General features: G+C 49.9%; 16 protein-coding genes. 12 read left to right on the forward strand and 4 right to left on the reverse strand.

From position 1 onward, the window contains the following. Positions 1 to 138 precede the first annotated feature (138 nt). From C5S61_RS10430 to C5S61_RS10480, 11 genes are all read left to right on the forward strand, one after another. On the forward strand, positions 139 to 897 hold the full coding sequence (locus C5S61_RS10430) for a YebC/PmpR family DNA-binding transcriptional regulator (RefSeq protein WP_110514999.1): 759 nt from the start codon (positions 139 to 141) through the stop codon (positions 895 to 897). A gap of 330 nt (positions 898 to 1227) precedes the next feature. Continuing rightward, positions 1228 to 2064, forward strand: coding sequence for an FHA domain-containing protein (locus C5S61_RS10435; RefSeq protein ID WP_110515000.1), 837 nt, complete (start codon positions 1228 to 1230; stop codon positions 2062 to 2064). Between the two features lie 4 nt (positions 2065 to 2068). Then, positions 2069 to 3259, forward strand: a complete 1191-nt coding sequence (locus C5S61_RS10440) for a vWA domain-containing protein (protein ID WP_110515001.1) — start codon at positions 2069 to 2071, stop codon at positions 3257 to 3259. 18 nt (positions 3260 to 3277) lie between these two features. Next, a complete protein-coding gene (locus C5S61_RS10445) occupies positions 3278 to 4669 on the forward strand; it encodes a serine/threonine protein kinase (RefSeq protein ID WP_110515002.1) in 1392 nt (463 codons plus the stop codon). 19 nt (positions 4670 to 4688) lie between these two features. Continuing rightward, positions 4689 to 6257, forward strand: coding sequence for a protein phosphatase 2C domain-containing protein (locus tag C5S61_RS27400; protein WP_164689348.1), 1569 nt, complete (start codon positions 4689 to 4691; stop codon positions 6255 to 6257). Positions 6258 to 6318: 61 nt separating this feature from the next. Then, the gene (locus C5S61_RS10455) at positions 6319 to 7284 is read left to right on the forward strand and encodes a hypothetical protein (RefSeq protein WP_110515004.1); all 966 of its coding nucleotides are present in this window, start codon (positions 6319 to 6321) and stop codon (positions 7282 to 7284) included. Positions 7285 to 7388: 104 nt separating this feature from the next. Then, positions 7389 to 8246 carry a hypothetical protein gene (locus C5S61_RS10460; protein WP_110515005.1) on the forward strand — a complete coding sequence of 286 codons (858 nt, stop codon included), beginning with the start codon at positions 7389 to 7391 and terminating at the stop codon, positions 8244 to 8246. An 80-nt stretch (positions 8247 to 8326) separates the two neighbouring features. Continuing rightward, positions 8327 to 9214 (forward strand): hypothetical protein, encoded by an 888-nt coding sequence (locus C5S61_RS10465; RefSeq protein WP_110515006.1) that lies wholly within the window; start codon positions 8327 to 8329, stop codon positions 9212 to 9214. Positions 9215 to 9313: 99 nt separating this feature from the next. After that, positions 9314 to 10198, forward strand: a complete 885-nt coding sequence (locus C5S61_RS10470; RefSeq protein WP_110515007.1) for a pre-peptidase C-terminal domain-containing protein — start codon at positions 9314 to 9316, stop codon at positions 10196 to 10198. A 179-nt stretch (positions 10199 to 10377) separates the two neighbouring features. Further along, the gene (locus C5S61_RS10475) at positions 10378 to 12585 is read left to right on the forward strand and encodes a serine/threonine-protein kinase (protein WP_110515008.1); all 2208 of its coding nucleotides are present in this window, start codon (positions 10378 to 10380) and stop codon (positions 12583 to 12585) included. A gap of 89 nt (positions 12586 to 12674) precedes the next feature. Beyond that, a complete protein-coding gene (locus C5S61_RS10480) occupies positions 12675 to 13778 on the forward strand; it encodes a serine/threonine-protein kinase (protein WP_164689349.1) in 1104 nt (367 codons plus the stop codon). Positions 13779 to 14409: 631 nt separating this feature from the next. Here C5S61_RS10480 and C5S61_RS10485 read toward each other — a convergent pair. After that, positions 14410 to 15870, reverse strand: coding sequence for a glycosyltransferase family protein (locus C5S61_RS10485; protein ID WP_110515010.1), 1461 nt, complete (start codon positions 15868 to 15870; stop codon positions 14410 to 14412). A gap of 264 nt (positions 15871 to 16134) precedes the next feature. Here C5S61_RS10485 and C5S61_RS10490 point away from each other — a divergent pair, with 264 nt between their 5' ends. Beyond that, positions 16135 to 16689, forward strand: a complete 555-nt coding sequence (locus C5S61_RS10490) for a hypothetical protein (RefSeq protein WP_110515011.1) — start codon at positions 16135 to 16137, stop codon at positions 16687 to 16689. Between the two features lie 60 nt (positions 16690 to 16749). Here C5S61_RS10490 and queG read toward each other — a convergent pair whose 3' ends face one another. The 3 genes from queG to C5S61_RS10505 form a co-directional block, all read right to left on the reverse strand. Beyond that, positions 16750 to 17892 carry a tRNA epoxyqueuosine(34) reductase QueG gene (gene queG, locus C5S61_RS10495; RefSeq protein WP_110515012.1) on the reverse strand — a complete coding sequence of 381 codons (1143 nt, stop codon included), beginning with the start codon at positions 17890 to 17892 and terminating at the stop codon, positions 16750 to 16752. Continuing rightward, positions 17889 to 19016, reverse strand: coding sequence for a site-specific DNA-methyltransferase (locus C5S61_RS27570; protein ID WP_110515013.1), 1128 nt, complete (start codon positions 19014 to 19016; stop codon positions 17889 to 17891). Before C5S61_RS27570 ends, queG begins: the two co-directional genes overlap by 4 nt. A gap of 115 nt (positions 19017 to 19131) precedes the next feature. After that, positions 19132 to 20001, reverse strand: a complete 870-nt coding sequence (locus C5S61_RS10505) for a metal ABC transporter permease (RefSeq protein ID WP_110515014.1) — start codon at positions 19999 to 20001, stop codon at positions 19132 to 19134. Positions 20002 to 20057 lie beyond the last annotated feature (56 nt).

Consider the following 20057-nt stretch of genomic DNA (forward strand, 5'->3'; position numbering starts at 1 on the left):
ATTGAGAATTGGCGCAGGCATTCATGCTTGCGCCAATTTTTTGCCAATCTTCTCAGGCATACGCTATAATGGTCAACAAAAACTAATGATTGAGTGGCACAATCTGTGTGCTTAATTGTCAACCGTAGGAGTTTTCCGATGTCAGGGCATACAAAATGGCATGAAATTCGCCGCAAAAAAGGGGTTCTTGATCAACGTCGAGGTCAACGCTGGACAAAAATCGCCCGTGATATTACGATTGCAGCCCGCGAAGGCGGCAGCAGCCCTGATATGAACTTTCGGCTGCGCTTGGCGATTGAAAAGGCCAAAGCCGATAATATGCCAGCGGATAACATTCAACGGGCAATTGATCGCGGCACTGGCGTAAGTGGTGAAGCAGCGCTCGAAGAAGTAACCTACGAAGGCTATGGCCCAGGTGGGATTGCGGTTATCGTCGATGCTGCGACCGACAATCGTAACCGCACGGTCTCCGAAATTCGCACCGCCTTCAACAAAAATGGCGGCACGCTTGGCGAAGGTGGCTCGGTTGGTTGGATGTTTGATATTAAAGGCTTGATCAACATTGATCGCACTGAGAAAACCGACCCCGATGAAGTGACCTTGTTGGCGATTGATGCTGATGCTGATGATGTGATCGTCAACGACGATACGATTATTGTTTACACCGAGTTTAGCAAGCTGGCTGCGGTGCGCGATGCACTCAACGAACAAGGCCTCAAAATCAGCACTGCCGAAAAAACCATGCTGGCCAAAACAATCATGGAAGCAGACGAAGCCACGACCTTCCAGATTCTGCGGCTCATGGAGCGGCTCGAAGATCTCGACGATGTGCAAAAAGTCTATAGCAACTTAGAAATTTCCGATGAATTAGCCGAAAAATATGCAGAACAAGGCTAATTAACCACGACATAGCAGCATAAACCAGCACAGCCGAAGACTGTGCTGGTTTTGTTTAAGTTTAGGTTATCTCCCTAAAATTCAAGCCAAAGAGTAAAACAAAACAAGGCGATTCTGGTATAATCAGGGACGATTATCCAAACCCTAGCTAACCAGAAGTCCTATGGACAACCTACGATACGCCTCAACTTCATGCCGCAGAAGTACGGCATGGAGTTATATCTACAGGTTAAGCACCATGGTATACAGCGCAATTGCAACCAGAGGCGCACACTCCCGCCTCATCCAGCACTATCCAGCACTATCCGCTAGCTCACGAGGAGACGCACGATGACCGATTTCGAGTTCTGGCAAAAAATTAAGGAAATGGGGCAGATCACCTATGACTGGTGGTATCCGACGATTGCGCTGCCGGCTTTAATTTGGGCACTATCGATCCTGTTCTTGGCGATTTTTGCTGCCCGCAAAATCAAAAAAGTCCATAATCGCTTCTTAACCCTCTTTTTATCGACAATTCCAGTGTTGCTCATCTTTCCATCGGCCTATATTGCAAGCGCACTGAAGAGCGCACTGAATCGGGTTGGCTATAGCATGCCCGCAAATGTCAATGATTTTGCCCGCAACGATGCGATTGTGCTCGGCAACTACCTGAATACGTTTGGGTTATGGGGCGTGTTAGGGATTACCTTAACCTTACCATTACTCTTGAATAGTCTCTCGCGTAGCGAAGTGCCCGTTATCAGCCCAGCGATTCGGAATGCGACCAAAACGATCACCAATATTGCCACCAGAGCCTTTGGGCGGCGGGGCGGAGCTGGTGGCGGCGGGCGGATTAACGCACCATTTGGCTCGGTAACGATTAACAACGGCTCGCGTAAAGGCTCAATCGAAGCCTTGCGGCCTGATTTTACAATTGGCAGCAAGGGCGATATTCAAGTCAGCGATGTGATTGTTTCACGGACGCATGCCAAATTCGTGTTGGAAGAAAATCAAATTGCAGTTGTTGATCTTGGCAGCACCAATGGCACATTCTTGGTCCGCGATGGTCAAGGCTTCATGCTCGATGGGCAACCAGTACCACTCGAACATGGCGATATGCTCTATCTAGGCGACCCCAACCAAGACAACGCCGTAGAAATGTTATTTGAGTTTAATACAGGAGCATAACCCCATGAAAACGTGGATTTTGCGTTGTAGCCTTGCTTTGCTGCTACTCTCGCCTGTTTTGACCTATGCTCAAGCAGCCTATGAAGTGAAACTCACCGATGCCCAATTGCTTGACGATCGGGTCGTTAACTTCAAAATGCGGGTCACCAACACAGCAACAGGCCAAGATGTACCACCCTTGGAAACTGGCGAGATTGCGATTTATCAAGATGGTCAATTGCTGACCGATTCGCAATTGGTGATGAATGCGATTACCACTGATGCGACCCATGATATTAGCCATACGATACCCTTTGATAGCCAAAATGTGTTACGAGCCTCGGGCGCGACCATTGGCTTGGTGACTGATTTAAGCGTCGCCTTGGGTGATCCCTTCATTGGCGAAGTCCGTGCTGCTGCCGAAAGTTGGATCAACCTTGGCAATTCAGTGTCGCCCAACGACCCTGAATCGATTGGCTTATTTATTCCCCGTTCGTCGAATAGTCAATCGACCCGTCCAGGAGGCGCGCCAGAGTTTGATCGCGACCACAATAGAGTTATTGGGGTTTTGCGAACTGAGGCACCTCGCGATGGGGCAACCAACTTGTATGGCGCAGTTTTAGAGGCGGTGACCGCAACTGCTGCTGAGGCGAAAAAGCGTGGCACCGATAGCTATGTGATTGTTTTTGGCGATGGTTCGGTTACACCAGATAGTGCTGGCCTCTTTAGTCAAATTGTCGATATTGCCAACAAAAATAATACGATTATTATTGCAGTAGGCATTGGCAAGCCAGAAAACTTGGATAAAGCAACCAACCAATTGCCCAATTTGGCCAGCAGCACCAATGGCCGCTATGTGGCTGGGGGGGCTGATGTTCGGCCTATAAATATGGAACAAGCCTATAAAGCCTTGGTTAAGCCGGTTAACCGCACAGGCTATGATGTGGCATTTGTCCATACTGCACCCCGCGACGATAAACAACATACCTTCCAAGTTAAGGTTACGATTGATGGCCGAACTTGGGAAAGCTCAACCTTGCCGATTCCAACCGAAGTATCAACAACCACATCGGAGTTTATTCCACTGAGTCAAATTCAAAAAGATTACATGCTGCGTGGCATTCCCGCCGCAATTATTTTGGCAGCAGTTACCACTGCTTTAGCAACCGCCACCCGCCGTCGCCCAACTCGGATTGAGCCAGGGGCTGGTAAGTAGGCTATCGGAGGATCGCCAATGCATCTTGTTGCAGGTCAACAATATGGGCGCTATGAAATTGTTGATGATCGTTTGGCCGAGGGGCTTTCTGGCCCGGTCTACCACGCGATCATCAACCACGATGATGGCCATCGTGAAGAAGTGGCGCTTAAATTCCTGACGAATAAACTGCCTCAGGTTCGGCAGTATTTTATGAATGAGGAACGCTTGCTGAAAAAAGCCGAGCACCCACATGTGATCGGCTTTGTGCATAGTAACGTGCGTGACGAGCCATATACCCTGGCCACGACGTTTGTCTATGCCTATAGCAACAAAGAGCTATCCAAACAAAAAAGCGAAACCATTGCGCTGCAAATTGCCGAGCAAATTGGTAGCGCCTTGGATTATCTGCATATTGCGCACCCAGATAGCCCAGTTATTCACCGTGACGTAAAGCCCGATAATATTTTGGTCGATAAAGCCTCGCACGATGCGATTTTGATTGACCTTAGCGTGGCTTCGCACGAACGGTTTGCCTTGGTTGATGAACGCGGTTTTGGCACGCCACCGTATATGGCTCCTGAGCAATATACTGGGCACGAAGTACCAGCCACCGACCAATATGCCTTGGCCTTGGTGGTCTACTACTTCCTGACTGGCGATACAATTCCAACGATCAAGCCGCCCAAGATCAAAGGCTTGGAGTCTGATGATCCGCAAATTTATCAGGCAGCCTTGGCTACCTGGAATACCGGCTATCGCCAGCAACTAGCGGCCCAAAGCGAGCGCATTCGCAAAAACTTAGCCAAACATCCAACCGCAATCGAGGTTTTCTTAAAGGCAACAGCGTTTGAGCCAGCCGATCGCTATAACTCCTGCGCCGCCTTCAGCATGGCTATGCACGAAGCCTTGCGCAACGATGGTGCTGCGTTTGCTGCCCCAAGCATGCCGATGAGCAACTCACGCCGCTCGACGATGATCAGCATTGGGGCGATTAGTGCTCTGGTGTTAATTGCAGTGCTCTTTTTATTACTTGGTGGCGATGACACGCCTGTTCCATCAGGCAAAGCAACGCCCGATCAGGCAGCGCTCCCACCAACCTTGACCCTTCCTGACGCAGTAAGCACGGTTCCTGGCAATTTTCCAACGGTTACGATTGAGGTCATTCCAACCTCAACCTTGCCACCAATTGTTGAACCGACGGCAGCTAGTAGCCGTGAAGTAACACTGACCCAAGCCTATATTTTACGGGCACAACCAGGTGATGGCAGTGCAAACGCCCTGCAAAGTGGCCAAGCCCTGACAGGCCAGAAGTTTCTTGTTATCAACGAAACGCCTAGCACTATCAGTGGTGATCGACGCAAATGGTTTAATGTACAACGTATCAGCGATGGAGAAACAGGATGGTTACCAGAAACCGTCTTACAATAGGCCACCAAGGAGCTTTGCAATGAGTCAAGCAGCTAATCTGCCCAATCTCGTGGTCTATGGTCAAAGCGATGTTGGGCGACAACGCAACAACAACGAAGATAATTTGGCATGGCGACATGCCGATGAACGCAGTGTTGGCACCAAATTTGTCAATGGCGTAACTGAACTTTTCGCCAAAATCCGTGGCGGTGGCGCAACCGGTTTTAGTGTTAAAATCGATCACAAGTTGCTTGCCAGCCATGGTCGGCTCTATGTCGTGGCCGATGGAGTCGGCGGCAATGATGATGGCGAGTTAGCCAGTCGCGCTGTGGTTGAATATACAACCAAGTTTTTCTACAATAGCGACCCCAAAAGCTATAAAAACAAACAAGAACAGCTGAATGCGTCGATTCAATATGCGACCAAAATGGTCTATAAAGAGGCTGGCAATACGAACCGCGCCTCAACTTTAGTGCTGGCTTTGGTGTGGGATGAAGGCAGCCTGCGCAAGATCATCTTCTCGAATGTTGGCGATAGCAAAGGCTATTTGTTCCGCGCCAATAACACCGAATACGATCGCGCAGTCCAAACCAAAGATCACGTTAATGCCATGAACAAAAGCCTGTGGCAATCCATGGGCGATCCTGAAGTAACTCCCCACTTCAGCGATGAATTGGTCTTGGGCAAAGATGATGTGATTGTGCTGTGTTCGGACGGCCTTTCCGATGGGGTCCAAGCAGAGGAAATTGGCAAAATTGCCACCCAAAATGCACCCCAAAATGCCACCACTGAATTAATTAGCCTTGCCAACGAGCGCGGCGGCCACGATAACATTACCAACGTGGTCGTGCGCAATGGGCCAGCACCAATTCAATGGGGAGCCTTAGGCGGGATCTTGGGCGTTGTCTTGTTGGTCGCAGCCCTCCTTGGCGGGATCGTGTTTATGGGCGGCGACGAGGTTAACCCCAATGGCAGTGGCCGCAATGCGGTTGTTATTCCCACTCGCCCAGTGATTAAGCTGGATGACGGTTCATTTGCCACCGTAACCTTGCCTGCTGAAACCGCGACTGCTGAAGCTATCTTGATTCAGCAAGCAACTGAAAATCCAGTTCCAACTGATACGCTTGGCCCCCAAGCCACCAGAGCTCCAGGCACAAGCCCAACCCCGCGCCCACAGGCAACCAACCCGCCAGTGGTCGCCCAACCAACCAACCCGCCAGTGGTGCAGCCAACCAACCCGCCAGTGGTGCAGCCAACCAACCCGCCAGTGGTGCAGCCAACCAACCCACCAGCCCCAAGTGATCGCGATGGCGATGGCGTTCCAGATGACATCGATGCATGTCCCGATGTCGCTGGGCCAAACAATGGCTGTCCAGCCCCAGTCGAGCCAACTGCGCCACCAGCAGTTGTCGATAGCGATGGCGATACGATTCCAGACGATGTTGATGCTTGTCCTAACGAGCCTGGCGATCCGTCACGTAATGGTTGTCCAAAACCGGTGGAAGCTCCACCAACCAATACGCCACGGCCTGAGCCAACGACGGCACCACAACCAACGGTTGAAGCAACGCCAAAACCAACGGTTAAGCCGCCAGTAACAGCTCCATAATCTAGCCATACTACAATTGCTAAAAAAGCGTTGTTAGGTTTTCAGCTAAGGAGTTTATTGAATGAGTTTCAAACGTGGATTAATCCTCAGCTTACTTGTACTTATAAGTAGTTTACCTAGTGCCAGTTTAGCGCAAAACATAGCAAAATCGCGACCTGATGTTAATCAAGCTCCACTCGTGGTTGAACAACCAAGCGCTGCTGAGGCCTTGCCAGTGGTTAAGTGGGATATGATTGATGTCAAGGTGGTTGAAGGCAAGGAGGCATGGCTCGCGCTGCGCACTGATACGCCAATTAATACCACCGGTGGGATTCGAATTGATATTGAGCTCTATACGACCAATGCAGCAAATGGGGCTGATATCGATGATGATTTTGATCGCGAAATCACCCTACCACAAACCAATCAGTCACGCGATAACCAAATTACTGGCTATATCAGTGGCACATCACAAGTGCTCTATATTCAATTACGCACAGTGAGCGATACCGTCAACGAGCAAAATGAAGTCTTCTTTGTTGATATAACCGTCTCGAATGGCACGATTGAATCACGGGGCAATCGCGCAACAATTACGATTGTCAGAGATGCAAAATTCTATCCTGCCTTTGCCAACTTCCAAAGCTGCCAAGATGTTGGTGAGCCAAACAATAATACTGCAACAACCAGCGGGTTATTAGCAGTCTCTGGCGGGCCATGCTACGGTGATTTCAATGGAGAAGTACCAACAAGGGCCGATTATTATCGAATTAGTCAAGCGGTTGGGGGGAATCTAAACCTACGCCTAAAAAATATAACCCCCGATCAACACGATCTTGATCTCTATCTTTACAAATTCAACCCTAGTATAAACCGCTATGAAGAAGTGGCGAACTCGCTTAATGGCGAGCAGGATGATGATGTGATTAATCGTCAAATCGCCGCCAATAACAGCAATAACGATGGACTCTACCTTGTATCAGTGTATTGGACTTCTTCAAGCGGTAGCAAAGTTCCAGTCTATGAATTAACTGCCAGCTGGCAATAAAGATTAAATCAAACAGGAGCCTGTACAAACAATACAGGCTCCTGTTTACCCAGGCTCTTGCTACAACGATGAGATTATTCAATCGTGAGGAGGATTCATTAGCAATGCGCATAGTTTCAAAATCTGCTCTTTTTCTCTTCCTACTCTGTTGGGTTCCAAGTGCTAGCTATGCTGACATTAAAACGCCCCAAGCAGCAACTCTAGCCTGGGATACACTCTCCGTAGCAACTGCCGAAGGGGTCGATGTTTGGTTACAAATTAATGTTGTTGGCGCTGGTACTAGCGAACAAGTTGATCTTAAGTATATCTACCAAACAGCTGGTCAAATGGCAACACCCAACGATGATTATGTGCCAACCAATTGGCCTAATGGCACCAAAGGTGCGATTACTGGCCTCCAACGAGTTGCTTATATTAGAATCCAAATTATCAATAACACTTATACTGAACCAATCGAAACCTTTCAAGTTGTGCTCCGTTCTGATAGCGCCGCCACGGTGATTTCTGGGCCAGCACGAGCAACGGTAGCAATTAACCCTTCACGGTTGATGATTCCTGTTGTCGGACATTTAGAATCATGTGTTCATGTAGGCGAACCAGCAAACAATACCGCGACAACCGCTGGTATGATTGCGCTCAATGGCGGTTGGTGTAGCAGTGATTTTAAAAATGAACAACTGCTGGCCGTTGATTACTATAGCTTAACGCCAAGCCGCAATGGTACAATCACGATCCAACTTGAAAATACAACTCCTGATCAGCATAATCTGCAATTATATTTATATTATCTTGCTGGCAATGGGCAGTATCAATTTTATCGGCAATCAACCAACTCAGGCCAACAAGCAGAATTGATTACTGCACCGATTGCAGTCAATACTAGCTACTTGATTTCAGTCTATTGGGAAAGCGCAAGTGGCGCGAAACTACCAACCTATCGGTTAAAAGCTGATTTCCCCTAGCAAACCCAATTATTGTTCGATTCACTTTATAATAGCTACGATTGTATCGTCATTCGTCTATAAGTAGGAGTATTGTAAGTATGAAATTTGCCAGAATCCTCATTCTGCTGTTACTAATCCATGGGATTTTGCCCCAATCTAGCTATGCTGAACCTGATGTCCCCGATGTCCCAGCAGTTCCTGAGGCTCCAAACGCAGCAACCCTTGCTTGGGATACTTTGACAGTTGTCACAGGAGAGAAGAGTGGCGAGGTTTGGTTAAGAATTAAAGTTGTTGGGGCTGGAGCTGGCGAAAACGTCAACCTTAAGTTTATTTATCAAACATTTAGACAACAAGCAACGCCCAACGATGATTATTATCCAACGCCATGGCCAGGTAATAGAGCCTCGATTACTGGTCTGCAACGCTATGCAGATGTGCGAATTGGGATTATTAATAATAGTCCTTATTACTTGGAGCCTTACGAAACGTTTGAAGTGGAACTGCGTTCTGATGCATCAAATACGACAATTACCGGCCCTGCACGAGCAACCGTAAGAATTCAGCCAGGTCGTATCCATCAACCAGTAGTCGGCCAGATTCAATCATGTACAAATTTTAGCGAGCCAAGCAACAACTCTCCAATCACCGCTGGACCCATTGTAGACAGTGGTGGCTGGTGTAGCAACGACTTTCTTGGTGAAGCAGTCCAAGCCTTCGATTATTATAGCTTTATGCCCTTGACTAATGGGACGATCAAGATTCGGCTCGAAAACACTACCCCCAACCAACATGATCTTGATCTGTATCTCTTTTACCGTGATGGTAATGGCAATTATCAGAATTATCGCCAATCAATTAATGGCAATCAACAAGCAGAATATATTGAAGCGCCACTTGCCGCGTATACCAACTTTCTGATTGGGGTACACTGGGTAAGCCGGAGCGGTGATAAAGTTCCAACCTACCGCGTAAGCCTTTCTCGTTAGTTAAGCCAGTTTTAAGGGCTCAGCCTTTGCTCAAGGGCTGAGCCAGCCTCATACGCAGTGTGATCACCCGCCGATTCTAGCAACAAGGATTCTTAGGTTATGCACAACAAACGTTGGTCATTATTCCTCCTCATAATCTTTAGTCTCATGGCCTTGCCGGTTGCTCATGCAGAGGAAGCTAGCCCAGCAAATGCGGAAGCTAGCCCGCAAGCTATCTCGGTAGCGTGGGAACGAACTGCGGTTCAGACGACTGAAGGAGTCAGTGTTTGGCTCAAAGTCATGGTCTATGGTGCCGGTGAAAGTGAGAGCATTAGCCTCAACTTACGCTATCAGACCTTCAATGGGACGGCTATTGCGAACAGCGACTACTCGCCAACTGCTGGCACTGGCAATGCCTTGACCATTACCGGTTTACGCCGCTATGCCTTGATTAACATCGGGATTTTGGCGAACGCTGTTGCTGAACCGTATGAGTATTTTCAAGTTGAACTCCGTTCAGAAACTGCCAATGTAAGCGTCATTGGTGGTGCTCGCACGACCATTGGCATCTCGCGCTCACGCGTGTTTGCGCCAGTTGTCGGTGACCTACAAGCATGTATACATGTTGGTGAGCCTGCCAATAATGCCTCAACAACGGCTGGTTTTATTAGCTTGTCTGGTGGTTGGTGCGAAAGCGACTTTATTGGTGAAGTTCCAAGTAACTTCGATTATTACCAATTCAAAGTGGCGGTTGGCGGCAAAGTAACCATCCAACTTGATAACATCACCCCTGACCAGCACGATTTTAATCTCTATCTGTATTATCGTGATGGCAACAGCCAGTTCCAAATCTATGAACAATCGGGCAATCCAGGCCAAACCTCCGAGTTGTTGAGCGCTGTTCCAATTGCAGCCAATACAACCTATCTGATTAATATTGTTTGGGCTGCGAAACTGGGCGATAAAACTCCAGTGTATCGGGTTAAAGCCTTATATCAACCCTAATTGGGCACGCTTGACCGCCGAAACGAGGTCGGTTGCATACACGCTCTTAGCATTTATGCTGGCGCTTGTCAAGGCTAGCGAATAGTGTGATAATGGGGCAGCAACGAAGTTGTCGAGAATAGTTAATCTTTGGTACTGAAGAGAGCGGTCTTCCGCTGTTTTCGTTGTAGGATGCTGCTATGGAGTCGTTTGAACATACACAGTTGGGCGAGTATGCCTTGCAAGACGAAATAGGTCGTGGTGGGATGGCGCTCGTCTATCGAGCACATCATCCCGACTATGGCTCGGTCGCCTTTAAAGTGCTGCCGCCTTATTTCGCCCACGATACCGACACGCTCCGACGATTCATGCTCGAAGCACGGGCGATTCGTGAACTGCACCACCCCCATATCGTGCAGCTCTACGAAGCCAGTGATATTCCTGATCCAAACAATACCCGTCAGCGAATCCATTATATTGCGATGGAGTTTATTGGCGGTAGCACACTCAGCGAACGCCTACAGAAGCAGCCCCGACAACAACTCAATCCGACGATTGAGATGGGCTTGCATATCGGTTCGGCCTTAGATTACGCACACCGCAAGCAGTTTATCCACCGCGATATTAAACCGAGTAATATTCTGTTTCGTCACGATGGCCATGCGGTGCTCGCCGATTTTGGGATTGCCCTGGTCAGTAATGAAGCCCGCATGACCAAAACCGGTGGCTTTGCTGGGACTGTGGCCTACACAGCACCAGAAATTGCTGAAGGCCAAAGTGCCGATGCACGCTCGGATATTTATGCGCTTGGCTTAATTTTGTACGAAGCCTTAGCTGGCAAAAACCCGTATGCCAACATGCATGCTAATATCGCGGTTGCGCTGAGCAAAATTATCAGCACACCCTTGCCACCCTTGCGCGAGCTGGCCCCGCATGTGCCACCACTCATGGCGCAAATTATTGAACGCGCCACTGCCAAAGATCCTGAACGACGCTTCGAAAATATGTCTGATTTCGTTGAAGCACTCAAACAAGCTAAATTTGGGCGCACCGCAACCAAACCAGATGTGCCGCTGAATGCGCATGGCAAACCCATGATCCCAATTGCGCGCCCAGGTGGCAGCCGTAACGAACGCAGTTCTGAAGGCGATTCAACCAGTACCCGGGTGTTCAATCCCGTCGTTGGGGCAGCCAGCGCGGCTAATGTGCCACTTTCTCAGCCCAACCAGCCAATGGCTGGCCCAGCCAGCGCGGCCAATATGGCCATGCCCGCCGAAGGTGCCCAAATCTACGCACCACCAGCAGCGAGCGGCCCAAATAGCCGCATTAATCAACCGCTGAGCGGGGCCAACCAGCCCTTACCAAATGGTCAACATTCGCAGGTCAACGCTTCATTGCCAAACGATGGAACGCAGATTTATGCGCCGGAGGCTGTTGGTGCGCCGAGTGGGGTCAATCTGGCCTTGGGCAGCGAAAGCACCCAAATGTATGCGCCTGTTTCGGGGGTTAACCAACCATTATCCGGAGTCAACCAGCCGCTAACTGGCCAAAACCCAGTGCGTGGCCCAAGCTCGCGGCCAAATCGCACGGTTAATGCCCGACCAATTGAGGTTGCCCGGCCAGCAACTGCCTTCAATCAAAGTCTTAACCCTAGCTCAGAGCCAAACCTCAATTTTGCAGGCACAGGCTCAGTCGCACTGAACCGACCCAACAACAAAAAGAAGGCCTTAATTGCTGGCATTGGCGGCGGCATTTTAGGGCTGGTATTAATTGGGGTCTACATCTTATCAGGCAACAATCCCGCCAACAGCACGACAGGCACCGGAACGCCGAATTCGGTTCAGGTTAATACCAATGGCGGAGCAACGGCAACCACTGGCAGCGCCAGTCAAGGAACTCCAGTTGGCACCCAACCAATTGGCATCGTCGATCCGGGCGCTCCAACCAGCACCTTGGCTCCAACTCCTGAAAATAGCCCAACACCAGAGCCAAGCAATACGCCAGAAGCAACAGCCACATCGAATGCGGTTGTCGCAACCAATCGGCCCCAAGCGCCAACCCAGCCACAACCAACACAGCGGCCTCGGGCAAGCAACACACCAGTGCCTCAAGCAACCGAGGTTCCACCAACCAACACTCCAGCGCCAGTCGATAGCGATGGCGATGGGTTTACCGACGATGTTGATGGCTGTCCTGGGGTTGCTGGGCCAAATAACGGCTGTCCGGCTCCAACCGAGCCGCCAGCACCAACGGCCATTCCTGACTCAGACGGCGATACGATTCCTGATAACGTCGATAGTTGTCCGAATGAGCCAGGCGATCCATCACGCGGTGGTTGTCCAAAACCGCCACCAACCAATACGCCACGGCCAACCGCTGCACCGACCGCGCCGCCAATTAATCCATAATGTTTGTCGGAGATCAAGCGATAAAGAGCGCACAATCCAGTGCGCTCTGTCTATGATCACAATCAATGTTTAGCATTAGGTGGCCCTCTATGCAAAACTTAAGTAATCTTCAACTTGGGGAGTATCATCTAGCTGAGCAGATCGGGCAAGGCGGCATGGCAATTGTTTACAAGGCTGAACATCCACAGTTTGGCACAACAGCCTTTAAAGTCTTGCCGTCAATGCTCGTTCATATCGGTGAACTGTTAACGCGCTTTCTCAACGAAGCTGATGCTGTGCGGATTTTACATCACCCGCATATCGTTCAATCGTATGAGACCGGCGCAGTACCCCACCCCAAACTAGACGAGGAGGTCTATTTTATTGCGCTCGAATATATCGACGATGGTTCGTTGTTGGAGCGCATGATCGCCAGCTCGCTTGCCGTCGAAGATGTAATTAAAATCGGGATTGATATTGGCTATGCCTTGGAATATGCTCACAGCAAGGGCATTATTCACCGCGATATTAAACCGAGTAATATTCTCTTTCGCAGTAATGGCCAAGCTGTCCTAGCCGATTTTGGCATCGCCAGCACGGCTCAGTACATTCGGCTCACCAAAACCGGCAATGTAACCGGCACGATCGCCTATATGGCTCCTGAGATTATGCAGGAAGTGCCCGCTTCGCCACGCTCGGATCTCTATTCGCTGGCCTTGGTGCTCTACGAAACCCTGACTAATTCGCGACCATTTGGCACGGATACTGCTTCGCCACAACTGGTACAAAAAATTTTGCAAGAGCGCATTCCACCGCTGCAAGAGGTTGTACCCCATATCTCACCAGCAGTTGCCCAAGTCATCGAACGCGCCTTAGCCAAACGCCCTGAGCAACGCCAAGAATCAGTTGGCGAGTTTGTAAGCCAGCTGCAACATGCCCTCCAACGGCGCATTCCCAGCGAATTTACCATTCCATTACCAGCGCCATCCGAGGATCTGTTCGTCGATCAGTTTACCCAGCCGCAGCAACGTGCACCAAACGCCCGCCCAGTCGATATCAATCGGCCAAGCGCAGCAGCACCAACCTTTGGCCTCCAAGCAAGCAGCAATTTTGCTAGCTCAGCTCGGGCAAAATTCAGCACAACGATTCAGTTTGTCTTGATTGCAGTTGTCACTTTCTTTTTAGTCCTAGGTATTTTTTTCTTTTTTCAATAATTGACCCTAGGTATTTTTGCATTATTAATTGTTGACACAACTGAACCAAGCGAACCGCTAGCAAGCCCAAAATTGCCCTTTTCAGCGCTTCATCGTAAAACAGCGATGAAGCGCTTGTAGTTAACCGGCCAGCAAAGTATATTAACAGCGTAGCCCGTATGGATACGGTTCAGCGGGAACAGCACCTGAACAAATCAACCAAACCCCAAATTGATCACCGCTATCGACTGTAGGATTGGCCTATGGAAATAGTCGGTGGTGCGTCGAAACTAGCAACTAGCATATCAGCGCTATGGGGAAACGCACAAAGACATGCACATGGCTCGGGCTGGTGGTGACTGATCACCGACGAATTCCCATCTGCTGCTCGGTTATCAATTTGAAGCATTGTTATCATACTTGCGTGATGTGACATAACCGTAATTTTAAGGTCAACCGTGAGTAACCCTAACAGGCCCAGCCCCTGCGAGAGTTTTCCTCGGCAGGCAGCCGCTTGAATTAGGCATAACAATTAGGTATTTGTGCAGCTTTGAAGCTGTCGAACCGTATCCGCGGGTCTTTTTGGTTAGAGTGTTTTGATGAATGCAAAAAGGATTGCCAGCATCTCGGAGGGGGTGCTGGCAATCGCATTTTAGGGTTTTGGCACATAGCTAAAAATGCTATCACTAAATTCAAGCTGATAATGCTGGTCAATCAAACGAATGCTTTCTTCAGTCCAACGCCCAGTCGCATCACGCTTATCTGACACATTAAATGGCAACATTATCAAGCTCCAACGCCGTTGCCGAATGCTCTCATACAGGCCATGCGACGGCCAAACCTTACTCTCAATCGCTGGCCCCATCGTCGATGGATCATCAAAGATCAGCGGTTTGCCAGCAGCAAGCGCCAAACCAGGGTTATCAAGCAACACATCACCAGGCTTGGAATGAATATAGGGCACAAAACGGGCCAAATCATTAATCTCAAACTCGCCACCATACCAACTTGGGGTTTGGCGCAATAACCAACCTTGCAGTAAGCCAGCACTCAGCGTTGCTACCGTCAGCGCATGCCACCAGCCACGCTTGCGCCAGCCATGCTCCAACAACAAGCCCAACGCCAGCCCGCCAGCCAAACTCCAAGCAATCATCGTCTCTAAAAGATGATTGTGATGTGCCCCGATTTCGCCAGCGCCATAGAGCGAAATCGGCGCAAGCACTGCATATAGCCCAGCTTGGCGCATTGCATAATTACGCCATTGCAAGGCCAAGCCAACCAGCGCCAAACCAAACAATGGCAACGACCAGCCAAGCAAGCGCACATACTTCCACATCAGATCAAAGCTCCACCACTCTGAGCGGTGCAAGCCCCAAATGTGGCGCGTAGCCCAGCCATCGGTCACAAGATCCAACGCCAAATAGGGCAGGCCAGCAGCTAAAATCGCCAGCGTGCCAAACTTCAACGCTTTGCGCCAATCGTGTAGCAGCAAATTCAGGCCAACCGCCAGCGGAGCAATCGCTAAAGTTTGTTTGGCTAAAAATGCCAAACCAAAACAGACTGCCGCCCAACCAAACCAGCGTCCTTCACGCCAGCTTGCCAACAGCAGCCCGAGCGCAGTAAAACTCAAGGCAAATAAATCGGGCTTGAGCCGCAAAGCCCAGAGTTGGGCAGGCGGAAAGGCAAGCCAACAAGCTAAAATCGCCAAGCCAAGCAACCAATAGCGCGTATTGCTGGCCACAAACAGACTAATGATCAGGCCAATCGCCAACATTGAAAGCAGCGAAACCCAACGCCCTGCACTAAACGGGCGCTCAGGGTCAAACGGCATAAACGAAAGCAGCATGGGGTGCAACGGGGTATACGGGGCGGAAATAAATTCTTCGGCCACAATCGGGCGATACAACGAACGATCACGTCGAATCAGTTGCGATTCATGCAATAACGTGCCTTCAAGCCCATCATCTGGGGTTTGCATGTTCAATACAGGCCGCCGCGCTACGCCACGTTCAAAGGCTGGCCACAGCAACCCAAGCATCAGCACCAGCAAGAATCCACCCAAACCAAGCCGCCACCAAGTCTGTTTTAGCCCTTCAGTCTGCTGTTTTTCCATCGTTGTTCATTCTTCCACAAGCTAATAAAAGCCCATGGATGATAGCAGATTCGCAGGGCAACGTCTAGCAAACCGCTTCGCTCGCAGCCGAATGCTCATCGAATTATCATTATGCCACAATCATCGCTACGCTTGCTTCTGCCAGCAATCTGCTGCAATCCTGCACGCTTTCTGCTCGTTGCAGCAGCAACTGCTTGCTACACTTGGAGTATCACGGATAGCATACCGTGCTTGCGGGTTGTTGATTTGATAAAGGAAGCAGGAATGAGGAATTTATTTTTCACTCTTTTGTTAGTTCTATTCGTAATCGGCTGTAGTAGCCAACAACCAGCCCAAATTTTACCATTTACGCGGCTTGCTGACCTTGATGATAAGCATGCAGGATTTGATGATTATCCTTACGCTGAAGCAGTCTTAAATCTCCGTTTCACCCAAACTGCTGGCCAGCAAACAATCTTACTCGAGGAACTTCCGAAGCAGCAAGATCCCTTTGTTGATCGGCAAGCAATTCAAGCTGTGGATATGAATACAACCGTGATTCTCACAATTTTCACCTTACCCTATATTAAACGTGGACACTGGGTCGCGATCAATGAAGTTCAGCGCGATCAACAAACCCTCACGATTAAGGTTGAGTACCATACCCCGACACCAGGCCAATTACTTACCCAGTCTTCAACAGTCATGTCGATTAGTAGTATTGCAGTAGATCGGGCGCTGCTGCCGCCAACTGATAGCTTAATGACAATTCGGGTTGTCGATCAACATCAAACCGAGTGGATTCGACAGGTCTATGAGTTAAAGCCAATCATTGAGTAGGAACTGGTTTTAAGCTTTTGCCCCAACTTGATCATAGTTGATTGAGGCGGGGCAAAAATTCTAGCACTCGTGCAAACTTTGCAGCAATTCGTCGCGCACGTTTGGCTCAGTTTCGCTTTGGAGGGCTTGCTGCAATAAATCCACGGCAGCTAAATCACAATTCCGGCCAATCGCCCACGCCGCATGCTCACGCACGAGGCTGCTCGCATCGTGCAACAAGGGCGCGAGCAAGGGCAAAATACTGGGGTCGCGCCAGTTGCCAGCAGCCACACAGGCATTGCGCACCAAGCGATCACGCTTGAGCCTGCTAATCGCGGCACTGCCATAGCGCTCGCCAAAACTGGCTGCATCCAAGGTTAATAGGCTGGCGAGCGTTGGTGCAGCCCGATCATGGTCAATTGGAAAAAAGGCAGCTTCTTGGCTTTGCACACCAAAACGCTGCCATGGACAAACATCCTGACACACATCGCAGCCAACAATCCAATTGGCCATTTGCGGGCGCAACTCACGCGGAATCGAGCCTTTATATTCAATCGTCAGGTACGAAATGCAGCGCCGCGCATCGAGCACATGCGGCTTGGGAAAAGCTTGGGTTGGGCAAGCTCGCAAGCAGCGGGTACACGAGCCACACATCGTCAGCGGCGCAGGCTGATCGTAATCAGTAAATTCGTAACTGGTAAGAATTTCGCCCAAAAAGAAAAACGAGCCACGCCGTGGGCTAATCAGCATGGTATTTTTGCCAATAAAGCCCAAACCAGCTTGCTGCGCATGCGAACGCTCTAAAATCGCCCCAGTATCCACATAAACCCGCTGCTGCACAGGATTGGGAATTTGGGCTTGCAACCAATTGGCCAATTCCTGCAAACGCGGAGTCATCAGATCATGATAATCAATGCCCCAAGCATAGGCTGCAATTCGCCCACGGCTGGGGTCGTTGAGCAAGCTCATGGGAATTGGCAACGTGCGATAATCGAGCGCCACAATAATCAACGAACGTACATTCGGCACAATTACATTCAGATCTTGGCGGCGGGCTTGGCGATCAGGCCGCGCCAAATAGCCCATCTCGCCATACATTCCGGCCTCAACCCATTGTTGATAGGCATCCAAGGTTGGCGACGGGCGTGCTGGCGTGATGCCAACCAAATTAAAGCCTAAACTGGCGGCTTGCGCGCGCACAGCAGCAGCAAGATTAATCGTCATACATCTCTTAAATCATCAGCATTTGGAGCTTGCTCACGTAACCGCCGCAGCTCTTGGCGCAGCAGATCGATTGAAGCCAAACTGCCATCAGCCGCTTGAAAAAACCAATGTTCCCAACCATTGCAACTTGGCTGGCCAGTCAAAATGGTGCCAAGTTTATGAATCGAGCCGCGCGTTCCATCGGCCATGCGCAGCGAAGCATCGGCCAACAGCGTTGCAACCAGTGCTGGATCACGATTAAACCACAATTGTTGGCCAGCCTGCAACAAACCATGTTCCAACAAATTGCCAAACGGAATTCGGGGAATGCGCCGTTTGTTGATTGGCAAGGCTTCGAGGGCATCAGTGCTGGTTGGTGGCACAATCGCCGCAATTCGGCCTCGCGCAGCCTCGACATAGCTTGGGTCGCGTTCGATGCCAATATAGTGGCGGGCCAGCCGTTTGGCCACCGCGCCCGTTGTGCCAGTGCCAAAAAAGGGATCAAGCACCACATCGCCGACATTTGAACTGGCCAGCAACACCCGATACAGCAAGGCTTCGGGTTTTTGGGTGCTATGCACACGATTGCCGTTAATGCGCAAGCGTTCGTTGCCAGTACACAGCGGAAATTCCCAATCGCTACGCATCTGTTTATCGTCGTTCAAATGGCGTAAGGCATGATAATTAAATGTGTACTTTTGGCCTGGTGATTTGGCACACCAAATTAATGTTTCATGGGCATTAGTTAGGCGCACACCACGAAAATTTGGCATTGGGTTGCGCTTAATCCAAACAATATCATTTAATATCCAAAAGCCTAAGTCTTGCAGAATTGCACCAACGCGATAGATATTATGATAGCTGCCAATCACCCACATCGTGCCATTATCTTTCAAAACCCGCTGACATGCTTGCAACCAAGCGCGCGTAAATGCATCGTAGGCGGCAAAATCACGAAACGAATCCCAATCATCATCAACCGCAGCAACATGGGTCATGTTGGGGCGCAATAAATCGCCACGCAATTGCAAATTATAGGGCGGGTCAGCGAAAATGAGGTCAACGCTGGCTGGTGGCAGTGATGGAAGAACATCACGACAATCCCCTAAAAGGATTTGATCGCGGTTCAAGGCTAAATCGGCCATAAGCAGTCCTCATGCGTGATAGTAAGATCGTATCCTACCAAAGAATCAGTGCATGTGGAACATGGAATCTTGTTAGCATCAGGCCAATTTGGTTCTCAGCAACGATATTGCCTAGTTAGTCGGCAACCTTGCGTTGAAACAGCCCAGCCAAGGCATTTTTGCGCGGCGCAAGCACCAAAACAATCAGAAAGATCGCCGTATGCGCCAATACAATCGACGAGCCAGTTGGCACGCCATCGATATAGGCCGAAACGTAAATCCCAATTGTTGCTGCCACCAAGCCCTGCAACGATCCCCAAATAATCATCGACCAAAAGCGTCGCACCACCAACGAAGCAGTTGCCGCTGGTGTGACCAACATCGCCACCACCAAAACAATCCCGATGCTTTGAATCGCCACCACCACCGTGATCGCCATAATGCTAAGCAACAAATAGTGCAAGAAGCCAACCGGCAAGCCTTGGGCCGCTGCCGCCGTGCGATCAAAGGTCATCAGCACCAATTCTTTGTAGAGCGCTGCAATTACCACCAAAATTAAGCCGCCAACCCCAACAATCGTCCAAAGATCGCTCTGACGCACCGCGAGAATATCGCCGAGCAGCAAACCAAACAGCTCTTTGTTGTAGCCACGGTCGCGCGAAAGCAGAAAAATGCCCAAGGCAAACATGCCAGCAAATAACACGCCAATCGCCGTATCGAGGCTCACTTTGGAGCGCCGCGTGATCCAGCCAACGCCCAACGCTGTGGCAACCCCAAAAATCGCTCCGCCAATGGCAATATTCCAGCCCAGCATCGAGGCAATCACCACGCCAGGAAACGAGGCATGGGCCAAGGCATCGCCAATAAAGGATAAATCTTGCAGCACGACAAACGCACCCACCACCGAACAAAGAATCCCAATCAGAATGGCGGCAAGCAAGGCGCGTTGGGTCGGCGCAAATTGTAACGGAACCACGACACAGTTCCATAAATCAGTACATTTCATCGGTCGAGAACCTTTTTTGAGTTGGGGATCGGGGGTTAGGGGTGTCTCTTATACAC

The organism is Herpetosiphon llansteffanensis, assembly GCF_003205875.1.
In the GTDB taxonomy this organism is placed as follows: Bacteria; Chloroflexota; Chloroflexia; order Chloroflexales; family Herpetosiphonaceae; genus Herpetosiphon; species Herpetosiphon llansteffanensis.

Excerpts from the sequence above, each read along its gene's own strand:
- C5S61_RS10430 (WP_110514999.1), top strand. The coding sequence starts at position 139 with ATGTCAGGGCATACAAAATGGCATGAAATTCGCCGCAAAAAAGGGGTT.
- C5S61_RS10505 (WP_110515014.1), bottom strand. The coding sequence starts at position 20,001 with ATGAAATGTACTGATTTATGGAACTGTGTCGTGGTTCCGTTACAATTT.
- C5S61_RS10470 (WP_110515007.1), top strand. The coding sequence starts at position 9,314 with ATGCACAACAAACGTTGGTCATTATTCCTCCTCATAATCTTTAGTCTC.
- C5S61_RS10475 (WP_110515008.1), top strand. The coding sequence starts at position 10,378 with ATGGAGTCGTTTGAACATACACAGTTGGGCGAGTATGCCTTGCAAGAC.
- C5S61_RS27570 (WP_110515013.1), bottom strand. The coding sequence starts at position 19,016 with ATGGCCGATTTAGCCTTGAACCGCGATCAAATCCTTTTAGGGGATTGT.
- C5S61_RS10435 (WP_110515000.1), top strand. The coding sequence starts at position 1,228 with ATGACCGATTTCGAGTTCTGGCAAAAAATTAAGGAAATGGGGCAGATC.
- C5S61_RS10485 (WP_110515010.1), bottom strand. The coding sequence starts at position 15,870 with ATGGAAAAACAGCAGACTGAAGGGCTAAAACAGACTTGGTGGCGGCTT.
- C5S61_RS27400 (WP_164689348.1), top strand. The coding sequence starts at position 4,689 with ATGAGTCAAGCAGCTAATCTGCCCAATCTCGTGGTCTATGGTCAAAGC.
- C5S61_RS10440 (WP_110515001.1), top strand. The coding sequence starts at position 2,069 with ATGAAAACGTGGATTTTGCGTTGTAGCCTTGCTTTGCTGCTACTCTCG.
- C5S61_RS10445 (WP_110515002.1), top strand. The coding sequence starts at position 3,278 with ATGCATCTTGTTGCAGGTCAACAATATGGGCGCTATGAAATTGTTGAT.
- queG (WP_110515012.1), bottom strand. The coding sequence starts at position 17,892 with ATGACGATTAATCTTGCTGCTGCTGTGCGCGCGCAAGCCGCCAGTTTA.
- C5S61_RS10465 (WP_110515006.1), top strand. The coding sequence starts at position 8,327 with ATGAAATTTGCCAGAATCCTCATTCTGCTGTTACTAATCCATGGGATT.
- C5S61_RS10455 (WP_110515004.1), top strand. The coding sequence starts at position 6,319 with ATGAGTTTCAAACGTGGATTAATCCTCAGCTTACTTGTACTTATAAGT.
- C5S61_RS10460 (WP_110515005.1), top strand. The coding sequence starts at position 7,389 with ATGCGCATAGTTTCAAAATCTGCTCTTTTTCTCTTCCTACTCTGTTGG.
- C5S61_RS10490 (WP_110515011.1), top strand. The coding sequence starts at position 16,135 with ATGAGGAATTTATTTTTCACTCTTTTGTTAGTTCTATTCGTAATCGGC.
- C5S61_RS10480 (WP_164689349.1), top strand. The coding sequence starts at position 12,675 with ATGCAAAACTTAAGTAATCTTCAACTTGGGGAGTATCATCTAGCTGAG.